At 71.1% G+C, this 18,379-nt stretch carries 18 protein-coding genes; 13 read left to right on the forward strand and 5 right to left on the reverse strand.

Features of this window, described 5'->3' with window-relative positions; all coding sequences use genetic code 11:
* The first annotated feature begins 100 nt into the window (after window positions 1-100).
* From IPH07_30285 to IPH07_30295, 3 genes are read left to right on the forward strand one after another with little or no spacing between them, the layout of a single operon-like run.
* The gene (locus IPH07_30285; protein ID MBK6921724.1) at window positions 101-502 is read left to right on the forward strand and encodes a BlaI/MecI/CopY family transcriptional regulator; all 402 of its coding nucleotides are present in this window, start codon (window positions 101-103) and stop codon (window positions 500-502) included.
* On the forward strand, window positions 499-2,628 hold the full coding sequence (locus tag IPH07_30290; GenBank protein ID MBK6921725.1) for a M56 family metallopeptidase: 2,130 nt from the start codon (window positions 499-501) through the stop codon (window positions 2,626-2,628). The genes IPH07_30285 and IPH07_30290 overlap by 4 nt, the downstream gene beginning before the upstream one ends.
* Window positions 2,629-2,659: 31 nt before the next feature.
* Window positions 2,660-3,370 carry a PDZ domain-containing protein gene (locus IPH07_30295; protein ID MBK6921726.1) on the forward strand — a complete coding sequence of 237 codons (711 nt, stop codon included), beginning with the start codon at window positions 2,660-2,662 and terminating at the stop codon, window positions 3,368-3,370.
* Here IPH07_30295 and IPH07_30300 read toward each other — a convergent pair whose 3' ends face one another.
* From IPH07_30300 to IPH07_30315, 4 genes are all read right to left on the reverse strand, one after another.
* Window positions 3,371-4,045: a sterol desaturase family protein gene (locus IPH07_30300; protein MBK6921727.1), complete on the reverse strand. Its 675-nt coding sequence runs from the start codon at window positions 4,043-4,045 to the stop codon at window positions 3,371-3,373.
* 104 nt (window positions 4,046-4,149) lie between these two features.
* Window positions 4,150-4,905, reverse strand: coding sequence for a DUF1186 domain-containing protein (locus tag IPH07_30305; GenBank protein MBK6921728.1), 756 nt, complete (start codon window positions 4,903-4,905; stop codon window positions 4,150-4,152).
* 33 nt (window positions 4,906-4,938) lie between these two features.
* The gene (locus IPH07_30310) at window positions 4,939-5,664 is read right to left on the reverse strand and encodes a response regulator transcription factor (protein MBK6921729.1); all 726 of its coding nucleotides are present in this window, start codon (window positions 5,662-5,664) and stop codon (window positions 4,939-4,941) included.
* Entirely contained in the window at window positions 5,661-6,647 is a 987-nt protein-coding gene (locus tag IPH07_30315; protein MBK6921730.1) for a HAMP domain-containing histidine kinase, read from the reverse strand. Before IPH07_30315 ends, IPH07_30310 begins: the two co-directional genes overlap by 4 nt.
* A gap of 293 nt (window positions 6,648-6,940) precedes the next feature.
* Between IPH07_30315 and IPH07_30320 the strand changes: the two genes are divergently transcribed.
* A complete protein-coding gene (locus tag IPH07_30320) occupies window positions 6,941-7,246 on the forward strand; it encodes a ferredoxin family protein (GenBank protein MBK6921731.1) in 306 nt (101 codons plus the stop codon).
* 18 nt (window positions 7,247-7,264) lie between these two features.
* On the opposite strand, the gene IPH07_30325 is transcribed toward IPH07_30320, so the two are convergent.
* The gene (locus tag IPH07_30325) at window positions 7,265-8,485 is read right to left on the reverse strand and encodes an NAD-dependent epimerase/dehydratase family protein (protein ID MBK6921732.1); all 1,221 of its coding nucleotides are present in this window, start codon (window positions 8,483-8,485) and stop codon (window positions 7,265-7,267) included.
* Window positions 8,486-8,595: 110 nt separating this feature from the next.
* Here IPH07_30325 and IPH07_30330 point away from each other — a divergent pair, with 110 nt between their 5' ends.
* The 9 genes from IPH07_30330 to IPH07_30370 are packed head-to-tail and all read left to right on the forward strand — an operon-like array spanning window position 8,596 to window position 18,331.
* On the forward strand, window positions 8,596-9,882 hold the full coding sequence (locus IPH07_30330) for an MFS transporter (GenBank protein MBK6921733.1): 1,287 nt from the start codon (window positions 8,596-8,598) through the stop codon (window positions 9,880-9,882).
* A gap of 33 nt (window positions 9,883-9,915) precedes the next feature.
* Window positions 9,916-10,539: a serine acetyltransferase gene (locus tag IPH07_30335; protein MBK6921734.1), complete on the forward strand. Its 624-nt coding sequence runs from the start codon at window positions 9,916-9,918 to the stop codon at window positions 10,537-10,539.
* A 57-nt stretch (window positions 10,540-10,596) separates the two neighbouring features.
* Window positions 10,597-11,358 (forward strand): hypothetical protein, encoded by a 762-nt coding sequence (locus IPH07_30340; GenBank protein ID MBK6921735.1) that lies wholly within the window; start codon window positions 10,597-10,599, stop codon window positions 11,356-11,358.
* Entirely contained in the window at window positions 11,355-12,941 is a 1,587-nt protein-coding gene (locus IPH07_30345) for an AMP-binding protein (GenBank protein ID MBK6921736.1), read from the forward strand. Before IPH07_30340 ends, IPH07_30345 begins: the two co-directional genes overlap by 4 nt.
* Window positions 12,942-12,964: 23 nt before the next feature.
* Window positions 12,965-13,204 carry an acyl carrier protein gene (locus tag IPH07_30350; GenBank protein ID MBK6921737.1) on the forward strand — a complete coding sequence of 80 codons (240 nt, stop codon included), beginning with the start codon at window positions 12,965-12,967 and terminating at the stop codon, window positions 13,202-13,204.
* A gap of 46 nt (window positions 13,205-13,250) precedes the next feature.
* Window positions 13,251-14,285, forward strand: coding sequence for a hypothetical protein (locus IPH07_30355; GenBank protein ID MBK6921738.1), 1,035 nt, complete (start codon window positions 13,251-13,253; stop codon window positions 14,283-14,285).
* Between the two features lie 45 nt (window positions 14,286-14,330).
* On the forward strand, window positions 14,331-15,551 hold the full coding sequence (locus tag IPH07_30360) for an alanine racemase (GenBank protein ID MBK6921739.1): 1,221 nt from the start codon (window positions 14,331-14,333) through the stop codon (window positions 15,549-15,551).
* 15 nt (window positions 15,552-15,566) lie between these two features.
* On the forward strand, window positions 15,567-16,700 hold the full coding sequence (locus IPH07_30365) for a radical SAM protein (GenBank protein MBK6921740.1): 1,134 nt from the start codon (window positions 15,567-15,569) through the stop codon (window positions 16,698-16,700).
* Entirely contained in the window at window positions 16,697-18,331 is a 1,635-nt protein-coding gene (locus IPH07_30370) for a tryptophan 7-halogenase (GenBank protein MBK6921741.1), read from the forward strand. Before IPH07_30365 ends, IPH07_30370 begins: the two co-directional genes overlap by 4 nt.
* The last annotated feature ends 48 nt before the right edge of the window (window positions 18,332-18,379 follow it).

Below are 18,379 nucleotides of genomic sequence, written 5' to 3' on the forward strand. Positions count from 1 at the left end.
CACCGGTCGCCCACGTCGTTCTCGGTCTGCCCGCGGCTTGACACTCGACTACCACGGTAGTACTAACTCGGTAGTACTCACCTCCGACGCAGGGGCGCACATGGGCCAGGAACACCTCGGGAAGCTGCAACTCGCCATCATGCGCGTGCTCTGGGCGCACGGCGAGTCGACCGTGCAGGACGTGCAGCAGGCGCTCGAGGCCAGCCACGGCCTCGCACTCACGACCATCGCCACGATGCTCAAGAAGATGGAGGCCAAGGGCGTGGTCGAGCACCGCACCGACGGCCGCCGCTTCGTGTACCGGCCATGTGTCACCGAGCAGGGGGTGCGCCGCTCGATGGTGAGCGACCTCGCCGAGCGGCTGTTCGATGGCAGCACCGCGGCGCTGGTCTCCCACCTGCTCGAGGCCCACCAGGTCGATCGCGACGAGCTGCTCGAGCTCAAGCAACGCATCGATGCCGCCGCGCAAGCCGCCGCGGCGAGCAAGGAGAAGCGACGATGATGCTTCAGGCGTTCACCAGCTGGCAGGCGCCGGCGCTCGCGGTCGTGGCATGGCTGGCGACCTTCGTCATCCACAGCACGGTGCTGCTCGCGATCGCGTACCTCGTGCACCGCCGCTTCCAGGCGCGCCCGGAGATCGTCGACGTCGTGTGGAAGACCGCGATCGTCGGCGCGCTCGTGAGCGCGAGCGTCCAGACCGCGCTCGGGGTCGACCCCGCCGGTGGACGGCTCTCGGTCGCGGCTGCGCCGGAGGCCGCCGAGCTCACCACCGATGCGACGCCGCCGGTGGTGCGCCCCAGCGGTACGCTCGCGCCGGCACGCTCCGCCGACATCGCGACCCCCGAGGGCGTCGTGCGAACCACCGCACCGACGCCACCGCGACGCGACGACGATCGCGACGAGGCGATCGGCATCACCGCGCGGGTGCAGCCCTCGGCGCTGCCGCACGCACCGCGTGATCGCGACGACGCGTCGACGACTCCCGTCCGCGCCACCGTGGTCGGCCAGCTGCGCCCGGCCGAGCCCGCGCGCCCGGCCGTCGAGCCGCATTCGCCGGTCACCAGCGCCTGGGCCTGGCTCGCCGCCGCGTGGCTGGTGATCGCCACCGCCGGCCTGCTCGGCCTCGCCCGTGCGTGGTGGCGTCTTCGGCGAGCGCTCTGCACGTGCGTGCCGGCGCCACCCGGCATGATGCAGCTGCTGGCCGAGCTGCAGCGGGGCGAGACGCCGGTGCGGCTGTCGCTGTGCCCACGGATCGCGGTGCCCATCGCCACCGGCGTGTTCACGGCGCACATCGTGGTGCCGCCCCGGGTCTTGCAGCTCTCCCGCGACGCGCAGCGCACCGTGCTCGCCCACGAGCTCGCGCATGTCCGTCGCCGCGATCCCGCGTGGCGCTTGGTGCTCGCGCTGCTCGAGCGGATGCTGTTCGTGCAGCCGCTGCTGCGGGTCGCACGGGCGGGCATCGAGCACAGCGCCGAGTACCTGTGCGATCGCTGGGCGGCCGCGCGCACGCAGGCACCGATCGAGCTCGCGCGGTGCCTGACCGAGATCGCGACCTGGACCCCCGCGGTGCGCATCGGCCTGGCCGCGACGCTGCCGGAGCCGCAATCGATCCTCGGTCGCCGGGTCGTGCGGTTGCTCGAGCCCGCGGCCGTCGCGGCACCGCGCGTGCACTTGCGATCGCTCGCGGCGATGTCGGCGGCAGGGGCTGCGTTGGTGGTGCTCGCACCGACGGTGTCGTCGGCCCGCGATCCTGCGCCCGCACCCGCGCCGTCGTTCGGCGAGCCACCGCCGCTGGTGTTCGTGCGAGCACACGTGCCCGACGCGGCACCGGAGCCGGTCGTGGTGCGCGCGCTCGCGTCGCACGGCGAGGCCGAAGCACAGGGCACGCCGAGCACGGCAAAGCAACGACGCAGCACGCGACGTCGGCTGCGTCGCGCCATCGCGCAAGCCCGTCACGAGCATCGCGACGTGGAGCTCGATGAGCTCGCGCGCGCCCTCGGCACAGCCCCCGGCAACGGCGAGTCGCTCGTGATCGTGCTCGATGAAGGTGGCCTACGGATGCGCGTCGACGCCGAGGCGATCGAAGCCATGCGGCGAGCCGATGCCGAGCTCGCCGGCCTCGACGCCCGCGCCGCGCGGGCCGAGCGAAGCGAACGCATCGAGGCCGCGCACGCACAGGCCGCGCACGCACGCGCACGGGCGGCGTCCCAGCGGCGGCGTGCATTCGAAGACATCGCGCGGGCGCGGGCCCATGCCGAAGCCGCGCGCCACCAAGCGCGGCGCCACCGCGACGCGCCCGCGCCACCTCCTGCTCCTGCGGCCCCCCATGGACCCGGCGCTCCGCCGGCACCACCCGCACCACCCGCACCACCCGCACCACCCGCACCACCCGCGTGGATCGAGGTCGATGCTGCCGAAGCACCGGCATGGTTCGAGCTCGAAGCCCCAGAGGCGCCGGCGTGGATCGAGATGCAAGGGCCCGACTTCGAGATCGATGCCCCGGAGCCGCCGACCTGGATCGAGATCGATGCCCCGGATGCACCGACGTGGCTCGAGGTCGCTGCGCCGGAACCACCCGCGTGTGCCGACGCCCCCGAGGCGCCTGCGCCACCGTCGGCGCCGACCTGAACCCACCCACCATTCGATTGGAGAGTGCCTGATGTCGATCCGCTCGCCCTTGCTCGGACTGGTCGCGATGTGTCTCGTGACCCCGCTCGCCCACGCACGGCCCCGCGTGGCCGCCACGCCGCCCACACCACCGCAGCCACCGGCCGCCGTCGCTGCGCCGACACCTCCGATGCCGCCGTCACCGCCCGCGGGCCTGCACGCGTTCTCGTTCTCGTTCGGACGCGGCCGCCTCGGCGTGTCGGTGACCAGCATGACCCCCGAGCTGCGGGCCTTCTTCGGCGCCCCGGAGGACAGCGGCATCCTCGTGCAGCGCATCGAGACCGACGCACCCGCGGCCAAGGCCGGCGTACGCGTCGGCGACGTCATCGTGCAGGTCGATGCGCAGCCGATCACCGATGCCGCCGAGGTCGCGCAAGCGCTGGCCGATCACGCCGCGGGTGACATCGTCGAGGTGGTCGTGCTGCGCAGCAAGAAGCGCGTGCAGCTGCGCGCCGAGCTCACCGACGAGGCACTCGAGGGGCCGGGCTGGAACGTCGTCGCGCCGCCCGGCGCCGGCTGGGCGCTGCAGGATCCCGCGGCCGTGCAGCAGCAGCTCGAGCGCCTCGACGAGGCCATGCGGCGGCTGGAGTCGCGGCTCGATCGCGTCGATCCCAAGGGCCGCACGCGCAGCAAGCCGGTCGCCCCCTCGGCACCCGCACGCCCTCGGGCACCGCGCGCCAAGACGCCGCCGCGAGCGCCGTGATCACTCCGCGGTGCCGAACAGCTTGTCCCAGAACGGCGTGATCGAGGCGTAGTTGCCCCCGCGCATGCTGGTGTGGTGCAGGTCGTGCTTGCGCGCGAGGTAGCCGATGACGCGCATGCCGAACACCGGCACGTCGAGGCCGCAGTGCACGACCACGTTCACCAGCGAGTGCACGGTGATGACGATGCCGAAGGTCACCAGCGAGACCGGCCCGAACAACGCGATGCACGAGAACAGCAGCGAGAGCCCCATCAGGTTCTCGATCGGATGCAGGTACAGCGAGTCCGGCGCAGTCGGGTGCCGCACCAGGTGATGCACCGTGTGGACCTTCTTGAGCCACGCCCACTGGTGGAACGCGTAGCGGTGCATGAAGTAGTAGAGGAAGTCGTAGACCAGCAGGATCGCGACCGCCTGCCACAGCACGCGCCACCACGGGTCGCTGCCCCCGTGCATGAACACGCGCTCGAGCAGCAGCGACAGCCCCACGACGAAGATCGCCGACAGCGTCGCGTTGCCGACCACGCGGGCCCACAGCCCGAAGCCCCGCACGCGACGGGTCGGGTCTTCCTTGATGCGGCACGGCGCCAACATGCGCGAGCGGTACGCGGCGTACAGCGCGGTGATGACCACCGCCGACGCAGCGAACATGAACAGCAGAATTCCGGGCAGGCTCACGGGCGACGGCGACGGTAGCACCGCGACGGCGCGCGGGGCCAGTGCGCCCCGTTGCGCGCCCGGCAGCGTTTGCGCGACGGCGGCCGCGGGCGCGCGGGCGCGCGTCAGCGGCGGCGGTTGGCCTTGCGTGCCGCCTTCTGTCGCTGCTTCGCGCGCTTGTCGGCCTTGGCGCCGCCGTGGGCCTTGGTCGCGTGGCGCGTGCGCAGGCCGAGCTCCACCAGCACGTCGTTGTAGGTACCAATCACCTCGGTCTCCACGACGTTGGCCGCGTAGGCGCGGGCGATCACGTCGACGTGCTCCCTGGCCCCGAGCTCGACCAGCACCTCGATGATCGCAGCATTGGTGACGGGCGCGCTGCGGTCGGCCTGCTCGAGGCGTGCGAGCAAGCGCGGTAGCACGCGCGCGCGCAGCTCGTCGTGGGCCCGCGTGATCTCGACCAAGGCCGCGCACGCGATGCCGCGGATCTGGTCCTCGCGCGCGGTGTCGTCGACGTAGTCCAGCAGCGGCGCGATCGCGTCGGCGCCGAGCACCAGCACGAGGTCGGGCAGGTCTTCGGCGAGCCAGTCGTCCTCGAGGTCGAGCAGCGGCTCGAGCAGATCGAGCGCGGCCGGGATCAGCTCCTGCGCGCCGAGCTGTGCCAGCGTCCGCCACGCGTGCACCGGGGCGAACACGCCGACATCGTCGCGGTCGCGGCCCTCGAAGTGATCCGGATCGGCCCACGCGGCCATGAGCTCGAGCAGCGCCGGCACATCGGCTGCGCCCACGCCGGTGGCCTGCACGTAGCGCGGCCACGCAGCGGGTTCTTGATCGGGCGGCTCGCCAAAGGCCGCCAGTGTGCGCGTCAACGTGTCGTAGTCCATGGCCATGACGTTCGTTCTCTTGGTGGTCGCGCCTCAGGGCGGCACGAACTTGTAGCCCGCGCCGCGCACCGAAACGAACAGCACTGGGTTGCGCGGGTCGGGCTCGAAGTGCCGACGCAATCGCATGATGAAGTTGTCGACCATCCGCTGGCTGGGATAGTCGTTGAGCTTCCAGACCTTCTGCTGCAGCTCCTCGCGGCCGAGCACCCGCCCCGGATGCTCCGCGAAGTAGCGCAGCAGCTCGAGCTCGAGCGCGGTCAGGTGCACCGGCTGACCGGCGACCGTGACCACGTGGGTGTCGAAGTCGATCACGGCGCCGCCCAGGCGCAGCACGTTGCTCGGGCGCGCCGCGTCGGTGGGCTTGCCGTCCCACGCGCGCCGACGCAGCAGCGATCGCAGGCGCGCGCGCAGCTCCTCGAGGTCGAAGGGCTTGGTGAGGTAGTCGTCCGCGCCGACGTTGAGGCCCTCGACGCGATCCTCGGTGCTGCCGCGCGCGGTGAGCATCAGCACCGGGGTCGTGTTGCCGCTGTGACGAAGCTTCTGGCACAGCGAGAAGCCGTCGACGTCGGGCAACATCACGTCGAGCACGATGGCGTCGTAGTTGGCGTCCTGCAGCAGCAGGCGCGCGGCCTCGCGACCGGTGCCCGCGACCTCGACCTCGTAGCCGTCGAGCTCGAAGTTCAGCTTCAGGCCCGCCGCGAGGTGTTGTTCGTCCTCCACCAGCAGGATGCGTGTGGGCGGCTTGTCGGGGGCGCTCATGGTCGAGACGGGGACTCGCCCGGGGCCGCGCCCGCGGATGGCGTGGGTCGGGACGCCGGCGTGGGCTCGCGTTGGGGTAGCACGATCGTCATCCGCGTCCCAGTGCCGGGCCCGTCGGAATCGGCAGTCAGCCGCCCGCCGATGCCGCGCACCAGCGCACGCACCACGAACAACCCGAGCCCGGTGCCCCGACGGGCGCGCACGGCCTCCTCGTCGACGCGATAGAAGCGATCGAACACCCGCCGCAGCGCCCGACGCGGGATCCCGATGCCGTGATCGCGGACCTCGATGCGCACGTAGCCGTTGCCGTCGGTCGCGGTGAGCTCGACCTTGGCGGGGGGATCCGAGTACTTCACGGCGTTGTCGAGCAGGTTCTTGATCGCGATCTCGAACGCGGTCGGGTCGGTGTAGACGACGAGACCGTCGGGGATCGTGAGATGCACGGCGTCGACCTCGACGCCGTGACGCCGGCGCACCTGCGCTGCGCAGCGGTCGACCAGCGCGCGGACGTCGACCGCTGCGACCGCGTGCCCGCGACCACCATGCTCGATGCGCGAGGCCTCGAGGATGTCGTCGATGAAGCCCGCGAGTCGATCGACGTCGTTGCGCATCATCTCGTGCAGGCGGTCGCGCTGCGACTCGACCAGCTCTGGCCGCCGCAAGGTCTCGAGGCACAGCCGCAGCGAGGCCAGCGGACTGCGCAGCTCGTGGGTCACGGAATCGACGAACGTGGTCTGGCGACGGAACTCGAGGATCGATCGCGCGAGCACCACCGAGAACAGCACCAGCACCGCGATGATCGCGGTGAACGAGACCGTGCCCGCGACCAGCAGCCAGATGTTGCTCGACGCCCACTGCTGCGTGAGCCCCTGCGAGCGCACGATGACGTAGATCCACCCGACCAGCAGCGCGGTCGTCAGCACCACGGCGAACGAGCCGTAGATGATCGGACCGGAGATCGAGCGGGTGGCCCGTCGGCTCATCGCGGGGGGCATCATCGCACCGCCCCCGCCGCCGCGACCGCTCCGGCCGAGCAATGTCGACCGGCCAGGGCCCGCGAGATCCCCCGTGCCCACGCGCTCCATCCCCGCCCCATCCACAGGCCGTCCACCGACTGTGGATGGTGTGTCCGATCGGCCAAACGCCCCCAAACCGCTCGTTGGAGCCCACGTAGGAGGATGTGGGTTTCGCGCGCGCGGGCGCGTTGGGCCCCGCGCCTTCGCGGCGGGGACCGCCGGCCAAGGCTGCTACGATGGCGCGCTTCCAAGGAGCGTCCATGACCTTCGTCGTCACCTCGAACTGCAACGGCTGCCGCTTCACGGACTGCGTGGCCGTGTGTCCCGTGGAGTGCTTCCACGGCGACGACAAGATGCTCTACATCGATCCCGACGAGTGCATCGACTGCGGTGCGTGCGTGCCCGAGTGTCCGGTCGAGGCGATCTACGACGAGACCGAGCTGCCCGACGATCAGCAGGTGTGGAAGCAGACCAACGCGGACAAGGCCAAGGGCCTGCCGGTGGTCAACGAGAAGGGCACGCCGAGCCCTGGCGCCGAGGATCGCAAGAAGGAACTCGGCTTCTGATCCGCGCCGCGCGGCGCGTCACGCCGCGCGCTTGCGCTTGGGCTTCGCAGCGCCCGTATCGCGCGCGCGATAGGCCGCCAACACCTCGGCCTCGCGCTGCGGCAGCCACCCCGCATGCAGCGTCTTGCGACGCGGCTCCGGCAGCGTCTCGAACCACGCCAGGGTGTCGGCGATGGTCTCGCGGGCGGGGCGTGTGGTCAGCCCGGTCGCGATCGCCTTGGCGTTGCTGACCTGCGCGAAGCCGAGGAAATCGCCGACCGGCGGCACGCAGATGGGTAGGTCCGCGCCGATCTCGACCTTCTGCTGCTCGAGGAAGCCGTGGTCGACCCACGTCAGCTTCGCGTCGCTGCCGCTGACCTCGATGCACTGCTGCAGGAAGTCGCCGGCGGTGGTGGGCTCCCGCGGGCCCACGAGGTTGTACACGCCCACGTGGCGCTGCTCGATCGCGCCGATGATCCAAGTCGCGAGGTCGCGGGCATCGATGAACTGCACCGGATCCGCCGGTGTGCCCGGCGCGATGACGTCGCCGCCGCGGGCGATGCGAACCGGCCAGTAGGTGAAGCGATCGGTCGGGTCGAGCGGCCCGACGATGTAGCCAGGCCGCACATTGGTGACGCGACCGGGCATGATGGATTCCGCCGCCTGCTCGCACAGGGCCTTGAGCGCGCCGTAGAACTCCATCACGCGCTCGTTCTCTGGGTCCGGCATGGTCGCGACCGGGGCGCCCTCGTCGATGCCCGCGACGTCGAACTTCGCGTACGCCGAGATCGAGCTGACGAAGACGTACTGCTTCACGTGATCGGCCAGCAGACTGGCCGACGCCTTCACGATGCGCGGGACGTAGCCCGAGGTGTCGACGACCGCATCCCACTCGCGGCCGATCAGCGCGTCGAGCTTGCCGTCGCGATCGCCGATCAATGTCTCGAGATCGGGGAAGCGCTCGGGGTGGCTCTTGCCGCGGTTGAACAGGGTGATGTGCCAGCCCTTGGCCCGCGCGGCGTCGACGATGTGCGGACCGAGGAAGCCGGTACCACCGAGCACGAGCAAGCGCGGGGCCTTGGGTTCGCTGGCGCGCAAGGTCTCGGGCAACGGTTCCGGCTGACGCGTGGTGGTCGGCTCGCGCACCGCCGGCTGCCGTCCTGCGCAGCCCCAGAGTCCGGAAGCGAACGGTAGTGTCGCGCATCCGAACAGGAAGCGACGACGATCGCAGGACTCGACGCGGCGGCGTGGGGCAACCATGGCTGCGTTCGACCCCACGACGGCGGCGATGGTTTCGTGCGCCGAAACCCTGCACGCGGTGCATCCTCGCCGCTCGCGGCGGTGTCCAACGACGCGTCGTCGCGCGCACCATGTCTGCACTGTCCGGCACCTCGCAGCTCCCCGCGATCGATCGCCCACCGGCGCGCTGGGCCTTCGCGCAGTTCGTGTGCATCATGGCCGCGAACTTCGTGCTCCGAGCGGTGCGCGAAGAAATGGGCGTGGCCGGTGGGGTCGACAACCTGCCGTGGCTGTTCACCGCCACCTTCACCGGCACGTTGTTGCTGGTACCGCTGCACGGCTGGGCGGCGTCGCGGTGGGGTCGTCGCACGCTCGCACGTGTGGTGTTCTTCGGGCTCGCGGCCTCGCTCGTGGTGCTGATGCTCGCGCACCGCGGGGCCTTGCTCGGCACCGACGTGGTGCTCGCACGGGCTGTGTTCGTGTGGGCCAGCGTGATCAACATGTTCGCGGTCGCGAGCTTCTGGGCCGCGGTCGTCGACATCTGGCGCGGCGCATCGGCGCCGCGGGTGTACGCCTTCGTCGCGGCCGGCGGCACGATCGGCGCGCTGCTCGGTCCGTCGTGCGCGTTGGTGTTGGCGCCGCAGCTCGGCGCGACCGGTCTGCTCGGCGTCGCGGCGACGTTCTGGGCCCTCGCCGGCGCGTGTGCCGGTGGCCTCGAGCGCAGCCTCCGCGATCGGCCCGACGTCCCGAATGCGGCCGTCGCGATCGGCGGCTCGATGTTCTCGGGCCTGCGCGCGATCGTGCGCGAGCCGGCGCTGCGGGGCCTGGCGATCTACGTGCTCGCCTTCACCGCGACGTCGACCGCGATCTACCTGCTCCAAGGACGCATCGTGGTGTCCGCCATCCAGGACAGTGCGCAGCGGACTGCGCTATTTGCCAAGCTGGACCTGGCAGTCAATGTGCTCGCGCTCACCCTGCAGCTCGGCGTGTCGGGTCGCCTGCTCGCAACGGCGCGGCTTTCCGCCACGCTCGGGCTTCTGCCCCTCGTCACGTTGGTGGTCCTGATCGCACTCGCAGTGACACCGATCCTCCCCGTGCTCGTCGTTGCGCAGTGTCTCCGGCGGGCCTGCGAGCACGCCGTCGCGAAGCCTGCGCGCGAGCTGCTCTACGGCGGCCAGTCGCGGTCGGGCAAATACCAGGGCCAGAACGCCGTAGACACGGTGATCTACCGTGGGGGAGATGCCGCCAGTGCGTGGCTCGTGCAGGCCGCGGTGGTGCTGGTGGGTACCAGCGGCGTCGCCGTGATCGCGGCGCTCGGCGCCGGCGCGTGGCTCCGCTTCGCACGTCACCTGGCCGACACGCGGTCGAGGCCCGCCGATGCCGCGGCGGCGCCCCCAGAAAGTGCCCCGCGGGGTTGATGCGCGGGCGACCAGCGTCTAGCCTGATCCAGCATGTCGGACAGGCTGTTCGCGATGGAATCGCGCCAACGAGATGATGCGGAGCTCGACGCGGATTCGGCGGAGCCGGACGAGACGCCCACCTCGCAGTGGGAGGAATTCCGCATCGACTTCGCGATCCATGGTCGCTCGGTGAAGAACCCCGCGGTGTGGGCGATGGGCGTGTACCGCCTCGGCCGCTGGTCGCTCGCGCAGCCGCGGGGCCCCGCCCGCTGGGTGTCGTCCAAGCTCTACGGCGCACTGTTTGCCGCGTCGCGCTTCTTGACAGGTGTGCACATGGACCGGACCTGCACGCTCGGCAGGGGCGTCCACCTGATCCACTGCGAGGCGCCGATCTCGATCCACCCCCGCGCGGTGATCGGCGACCGCGTCGGCATCATGCACAACGTGACCATCGGCGAGACCCCCGACGGCGGCGTCCCGACCATCGGCAACGACGTGTTCATCGGCGTGGGCGCGGTGATCCTCGGCAAGGTCACCGTCGGTGACGGCGCCCAGATCGCAGCCAATAGCCTGGTGATCTCCGATGTGCCCCCCAATCACATCGCGGTCGGCGTGCCCGCGCGCGTGTACCCGTCGATCGACACCAAGCGAAAGCCCAAGCCCGCCGTCAACTGATGTCGTCGAGCGGCGACGTCCTCGACGTCGCGCCCACGCCCCCAGCGTCATCGCAGCATGGATCCGTTCCCTCGAGCCCCAGCCCGCAGCCGCACCGACGCGCTCGACGAGCTCTACGCCACCGACCTGGTGTACCGCGCAGGCTGCCACACGCTGTGCGGCGACGCGCACTGCTGCAGCTTCTCGCGGCACAAGTCGCGCTTCGCGATCCTGGGGCGCAAGCACTTCCAGGAGCTGCCGCTGCTGGCGGGCGAGTTCGAGTACCTCGAGGCCCGCGGCCTGCTGGCCCAGTTCGGCGAGTTCGAGCGCAAGCACTTCGAGCTCGCGTTGCCCGACGGCCGCACCATCCACGCCGACTCCATCGTCAGCACCCGGACCGGCTGCGCCTGCGATCACGACACGCGACCGGTGATCTGTCGCCTGTATCCGCTGCTGCCGGTGTTCGAGCTCGATGGTCGCCTGGCCGGCGTCGAGCGACTGACGATCTACGACGAGCTCGAGCGCATTGCGGGGCAGCCCCCCAGCTGCGCCATCGATGCCATCCCGCTCGACCAGCTCGATCTCTTCGCCCGCTTCTGCCGTACGCTGGCGAGCCGGCCGGAGTGGTTGTTCCAGCTGGCCGCGTATCGACTGATCAAGGACCACGCCGCCGCTGGCATCGCGGCCGCGGTCGCGAGGGACGGCAAGGACGCGTTCGCAGCGTTCGAGTGGGGCTTCCTGCGGCGGCGTCTCGTCGACACGAACGTGGTCGGGCCGCAGCTCGCCACGCTCGCAGCGCAGCACCACGAGCAATTCGGCGAAGGGTTCGTGCTGCCATGAATGCTTGCCAAGGCGGGAACCTCGCCCTCACCGCCTGGGAGCTGTTCGCGGAGAACCTGCGGCTCGAGCCCTCGCGCGTCGCCATCGTCGACGGCAACCACGCGCACGACTATGCCGCCGTGGCACTGCGCGTGGCGAGCTACGTGGGCTGGCTGCGCGATCTCGGGGTCGCCCGCGGCGACCGCGTCGGCATCTGCCTTCGCAAGAGCACCGACGAAGTTGCGGCCCAGCTGGCGGCGTGGTGCGTCGGCGCGGTCGCGGTGAACGTCAGCGCGCAGTGGACGGTCGCCCAGCTCGAGTACGTGATGCAGGACTGCTCCGTGCGCGCGCTGTTGTGCGACGGCAAACGTGCGACCGAGCTGGCCCAGCGACCGTGGCCGCGCGCGCTGCAGCGGGTGCTGAGCATCGGCGGCCAGGCGGTCCACGATCGCATCCAATCGGCCGCGACGCTGCCCCAGGCAGATTGCGCGCCCACGCCAACACGCATCATCGACAGCGACCTCGCGGCCATCCTCTATACCTCGGGCTCGACCGGCGCGCCCAAGGGCGTGATGGTCACGCACGCCAACCTCGTGCTGGGCGCCCGCAGTGTGGCGCAGTACCTGCGACTGCGCAGCGACGACCGCATCCTCTCGCTGCTGCCGCTGTGCTTCGACTACGGTCTCAACCAGCTCCTGACCGCGTGCCTCATGGGTGCGCGCCTCGTGCTGCAAGCGGTGCCGATGCCGTCGGAGGTCGCCAAGACCATCGCGCGCGCGGAGGTCACCGTCATGGCCGCCGTGCCACCGGCATGGGTGCAGCTGGTGCGCTACCTCGACGAGGTCCGCTCACCGCTGCCGTCGCTGCGGCTCGTCACCAACTCCGGCGGCAAGATCCCACCTGCCGTGCTCGACGGCTTCGCCCGCGTGTTCCCCGGCACCGACGTGGTGTTGATGTACGGGCTCACCGAGGCGTTCCGCTCGACCTGGCTGCCGCCCGAGAAGTTCGCACGCAAGCCCGGGTGCATGGGCGGTCCGATCCCCAACGTCGAGACCTGGATCATCGGCGCCAACGGCAGCATCTGCGGCCCCGGCGAGCAGGGTGAGCTGGTGCACCGAGGGCCGCTGATCTCGCGCGGTTACTGGGGTCGACCCGACGACACCGCCGAGAAGATCAAGCCCTGCCCGGCGCTGGCCCACCTCATCGGCGACGAGCCGGTGGTCTACAGCGGCGACATCGTGCGCATCGACGACGACGGCGACTATTGGTTCGTCTCGCGCGCCGACGCGATGCTGAAGTCGAGCGGGTACCGCATCAGCCCCACCGAGATCGAGGACCTCGCGTTCGCGAGCGGCCAGCTCGCCGAGGTGGTCGCCTTCGGAGTCGACGACGACCTGCTGGGCCAGGCCGTTCACCTCGCGGTGGTCGGTCGCGACGGGGCCGAGGTCGATCTCGAGGCGCTGGGTCGCCACGTTCGCGCCCACATGCCCCACTACATGCAACCGCGTGAGATCCACTGCAGCTCGCAGTCCTTCCCGCGCACCGCCAGCGGCAAGATCGATCGTCCTGCCGTGATCGAGCAGTGCCTCCGGGCGCGCTCTTAGCTCGCGCGAGGACCTGAGGAACCATGGACTTTTCAGAAGCCTCCCTGCTCGACTACCTGCGCCGCAAGACCGGCCTGCCGGAGCTCGATGGCGACACGGTGTTGTTCTCCGATGGCACCGTGGATTCGGTCACCATGATCGACCTCATCGTGTTCCTCGAGGACTCGCTGGGCATCGAGATCCGCCAAGAAGACGTCACGCTCGACAACTTCGACACCGGCCGCGCGATCATGGCGCTCGTGAACGCGCGCATGACCGAGTGACGGGAGCCGGAGTGATCGATCCTGCGGCGACGCGGTCCATCCCCGCGTGATGCCCCTCGCCCCGCCCGCGATCGCCCTGGTGACGTCGCTCCTGTCCGCCGCGGAGCCGGAGCCCGCTGCCGAGCAGCTCGGCACGATCTGCTACGCCGACGGCACCAGCCGTCGCATCACGCCGGACGATGCCGTGCAGATGGCAAAGATGATCGACGGCGAGACCTGGGGCAGCCCGTCGGTCGACGATGCCCGCGCGATGCTGTGGGCAATCGCGCAGCGCAGCGGCATCTGGGCCTTCCCGCGCTGGACGCTGGCCGATCTCATCCGCGCGTACTCCCAGCCCATCAACCCCAAGTGGACGCGCACGGGCTCGGCCTGCAGGCAGTACTACGCGCCGTCCTTCAGCGGGTCGATCCCCGACAGCTGCTCGCTGCGACGAGTCGAGCGCCGCGAGCACAACATCACCATGGTGTGGGCCGACCTCGCAGCGCTGGCGCGCCGCGAGGTGCTCGACTTCGCCGCCGGCAAGACCGCCAACCCGGTACCCGGCGCGGTGGGGTGGTTTGCGCCCGGCATGTGGAAGAAGCGCGAGGGCAACGGCAGCAACACACGCGATCACATGGTCGCGGGGCCGAGCATCGACGGCAACGTCTACGTGAAGCTGTCGTCGAACCCCGACACCACCGCCTGGACGGCCGACCGCACCCGCGTGGTCGGCCCCGGTCAGAGCTGCGCCGCGACCGGCCAACGCCCGGCGACGCCGAGCCCGGCGACGCCGAGCTGCGCGACCAACTACACGTATCACCGCACCGGCACGATCAGCTTCATCCCACCGCTCGTCGATCGCATCACCACCATGGTCATCGTCGACGCCGGCACCCGCCAGGGCGTGTGCGCCGACTCGACCGGCATGATCTTCCTCGGCGACGCCGATGATGCCTACCTCACGGACGCCGACGGCCAGCCGGTGCGGTTCAAGGTCACCGCCATCGACACCGACGCGGCCACGGTCGAGATCACCCACGGCACGCTGACTCGCAAGATGCTCGACGGCAATCGCCGCGTGGTGGTGCGCCGCCACAAGTGATCGGCCTGCGCCGACGCGGAGTCCCTGTGGTACTCCCTCGGGGTGATGAGCGAGCCGGTCGTCAGCGAGCGGTATGCCGAGGTCCTGCGCGACATCGCGGCGCAGCGCGGCACGCCATGCTTCGTCTACTTCACCGCGCCGATCCGCGAGCGCGTGCAGGGCATCGCCCGCGCGCTCGGATCGCGGGTCTCGGTGTCCTACGCGATGAAGGCCAACCCCAACGTCGCGTTGGTGACCGCGATGCGCGGCCTGGTGCCGCGGCTCGACGTGTCGTCGGGCGGTGAGCTGGCGCGGGCCGTGGCGTGCGGCTGGGCCCCCCACGCCATCAGCTTCACTGGCCCTGGCAAGTCCCACGACGAGCTGGCGCTGGCGGTCGAGCACCGCGTCGAAGTCGTCCTCGAGTCGGTGACCGAGGCCGAGCGACTGGCCGCGCTGGCGGGCGCCGCCGGCGTCGTGATGGACGTGCTGCTACGGGTGGCGCCCTCGCGGGTGCCCGCCGGCTTCGGCGATCAAATGGCCGGGCGACCGACCGCGTTCGGCATCGACGAAGACGAGATCGACGACGCGGTCGCGTGCGTGCGGCGCTCGTCGTCGCTGCGCTGGGTCGGGCTGCACGCCTACTCCGGCACGCAGTGCCTGCGCGCCGACGCGATCGCGGAGAACTGGGCCATCTTTGCCGAGCTGTTCCGTGCGATCGCACAGCGACACGACGCGCGGCTGCAGCGGCTGGTGTTCGGCGCCGGCCTCGGCATCGCCCACCACGACAACCAAGTCACCGTCGATCTCGACGCGGTCGCCACGAACGCCGTGCCGACCCTCGATGCCCTGCGCCAGGAGCCGCTGCTCGCCGACGCCGAGCTGGTGCTCGAGTCGGGCCGCTACCTCGTGGGCGAGGCCGGCGTCTACCTGACGGCCGTCAACACGGTGAAGCGCTCGCGCGGTGCCGACGTGATCATCTGCGACGGCGGCATGAACCATCACCTCGCCGCCGCCGGCCACTTCGGCATGGTCATCCGGCGGCCCTATCGCCTGCGCAAGCTGGGCGCCGCGCCCGACGCCCCGCGCAAGAAGCTACTGGTGTGCGGTCCGCTGTGCACCTCCCTCGACGGCTTCGGTCGCGACGTCGAGCTGCCGGAGCTCGCGGTCGGCGACGTGCTGGCGATCTCGCCCAGCGGCGCCTACGGCTTCACCTCCTCGCCGCTGGGCTTCATCAGCCACCCGGCGCCGGCCGAGCACCTGGTCGAGGACGGCGAGCTGCTACGCTGATGCGCGGCAGCGCCGATGATCCTCGACCCCTCGATCGCGCTCGCGCTCGCGCTGCTCGCCCCGCACCGACCGGGTGACGAACTCGCGCCGGGGCTGCGGTGGTGCGCGTTGCAGGTCGAGCTCGGCGTCGCGCTCGAGCTGCAGTGGCGTGGCGGCGACGTCGTCGTCGAGCTCATCCCCCGCGACGGCGTGCGACAGCATCGGATCGTGACCGCATCGTTCGGCATCGCCCACCGCGACGGCACCCTGCCCGAGCCCGACGCACTCGCAGCGTGTGAGCTCGTCGCGGCGATCGTCCGCGTCAACGAGGCCCATGCGTTGGTGCAGCGCCCGCACCACGACGCCGCGGCCCCGCGTGTGCGCGCCGTGACGGGTCTGCGCGCACTGGTGCCCGATCGCAGCGGCGAAGCCTACGCGCTCAGTCCCTACCGCGGCTGCGGCATCGGCTGCCGCTTCTGCTACGCGCAGTCGCAGACCCAGCCGTGGCGACGGTGGCTGCAGGGCGACGCGGTGCCGTGGGGCAGCTGGGTCGATGCCCGACAGGACCTCCCCGCGCTGCTGCACGACGAGCTGCGACGGCTGCCGCCGCGGCCCATCAAGCTGTGCCCGATCGTGTCGGACCCGTATCAGCCGATCGAGCGACGCCTGCGACTCACGCGGCGCTGCGTCGAGATGATCCGCGACGCCCCGATGCCGTGGCCGACGCTGGTGCTCACGCGATCCCACGCGATCCTCGACGACCTCGCGCTGTGGGCGAGCCTGCCCGCGGCGTGGATCGGCGTGTCGCTGCCGACGCACGACGACGGTGTGCGGGCCCACTTCGAGCCGCGGGCCGCCAGCGTGTCGCAGCGCCTCGAGATCCTCGAACGGGCGCGGGCGGCGGGCCTGCGCACCTTCGCGGTGGTGCAGCCGTTGCTGCCGGGCGACGTCGAGGTGCTGGCCGAGGCGCTCGCGCGTCGCACGGATGCGGTGGCGGTCGGTACCCTCGATGGTGAGGAGGACGCCGGCCCCCTGTTCGACAGCGCAGGCGAGGCCGAAGCGCGCACCGCCGCGTGGCAGCGGGCACGCGCCGACCAGCTGCGCGAGGCGCTGCGGCGACGTGGGATTGCGCTGTGGCAGGGCGAGCTGCCGCCGGGGTTGCGACCATGAGCATGCGCGAGCGCGTCGATGTGATCGTCATCGGCGGTGGCCCGGCCGGCGCCACCGCGGCGGCCCGCTGCGCCCGCGACGGCCTGCGCACGTGCCTGCTCGAGGCCACCCGGCATCCACGCACCCACGTCGGCGAGAGCCTGTTGCCCGGCATCATCCCGATCCTCGCCGACATCGACGCGCTCGACGCGGTGTCGCAGGCCGGCTTCGGTCGCAAGACCGGCAGCACGCTGTGGCACTGGGGTCGCACGCCGCGATGGGACCTATGGTTTGCCGACAGCGACGCGTACGACGCGGCGTGGCTGGTCGAGCGCGCGCGGTTCGACGCGATCCTCTTCGACGCCGCCAGACGGGCGGGCGCCGAGCTGCGCACCGACGCCCGCGTGCGTGCGGTGCTGCGCGAGGGCACGCGGGTCGTCGGGGTGCAGTGGCAACGCGCCGGCGACGAGACCCCGCACGAGCTCGAGGCGCCGCTGGTCATCGACGCCAGCGGGCAGTCGTCACTGCTCGCCCGCGAGCTCGGCACGCGCGAACGCATCGCCGGGCTCGAGCACCAGGCGATGTGGGCCCACTTCGAGCACGCCGGACGGCTACCACCGCCACGATCCCAGCAGGCGCTGTTCGTCGCGCAGTCGCAGCAGTGGTGGTGGATGTTCCCGTTGTCGTCGACGCTGACCTCGGTCGGCGTGGTGCAGCTCGATGCCCACGCCGAAGGCGCACCGATGCGCACGGCACCGCGGCCCGATTTCGACGCCGAGCTCGCGGGCTGCGACGAGCTGGTCGCTGCGCTCGGGCCCCGGGCGCGTCGCGTCACCAAGGTCCACCACGAGCGCGACTGGAGCTACCGCATGCGCGAGACCAGTGGCCCCGGGTGGATCGCCGTGGGCGACGCGGCGGGCTTCATCGACCCGGTGCTCTCGACCGGCGTGATGCTGGCCATGCACTCGGGCTGGCACGCCGCCCGCACGGCCGCCGCGATCCACCGTGGCGACGACGAGACCACCTCCCTGGCCGCGTACAGCCGACACCACCGCGGCATGTTCGACGACCTGCTGCGCATGGTTCGCTTCTACTACCAGCAGAACCTCGATCGCGACGACTACTTCTGGGAGAGCAAGCGCATCCTGCTGCAGGAGACCACTGCATTGCGCCCGCAGAAGGCCTTCGTGGTGCTGACCTCGGGCTTGGTGCAGAACCTCGCGCTCGCCGATCGCAAGGACGAAGCCGTTCGGCGAGTCGAACGCGACGACGCGCCGCCGCTCGAGACGCCCGCGTCGCTCGGCTTCGTGTGCCTGCACCTGCGCGCACGCGAGGCGGACGAGATCGTCGAGGGCCCCGATCCATTCGATGCCGTGTACGTGCTCGTCGAGCCCGCCGATGCGGCCGCACCCACGCTCTTTCGCAGCCGCAACTTCCACGTCAACGCGATCGCGCCGCGGCACGGCAACGATCCCATCGCAGAGCCCCGCTTCGCCGCGCCGCTGCGCGCGATCGGGGCCTGGGTCGCCGAGCTCGACGACGTCGATGGCGAGTCGCTGGCGGACTTCTGGCGCCGCCGTCGCGCGGCGTTGCTGGCTCGGCTGCGCAGCTTGCCGGGCGCGCTGGCGCTGGCGCGTGTGTTCGGCGAGTGACGATCGATCACGGGGTGCCCACGTGGGCCGCGTTGTGGTCCAATGATC

It is taken from the genome of Deltaproteobacteria bacterium, from assembly GCA_016709225.1.
In the GTDB taxonomy this organism is placed as follows: Bacteria; Myxococcota_A; Polyangia; order Nannocystales; family Nannocystaceae; genus Xiheibacterium; species Xiheibacterium phototrophicum.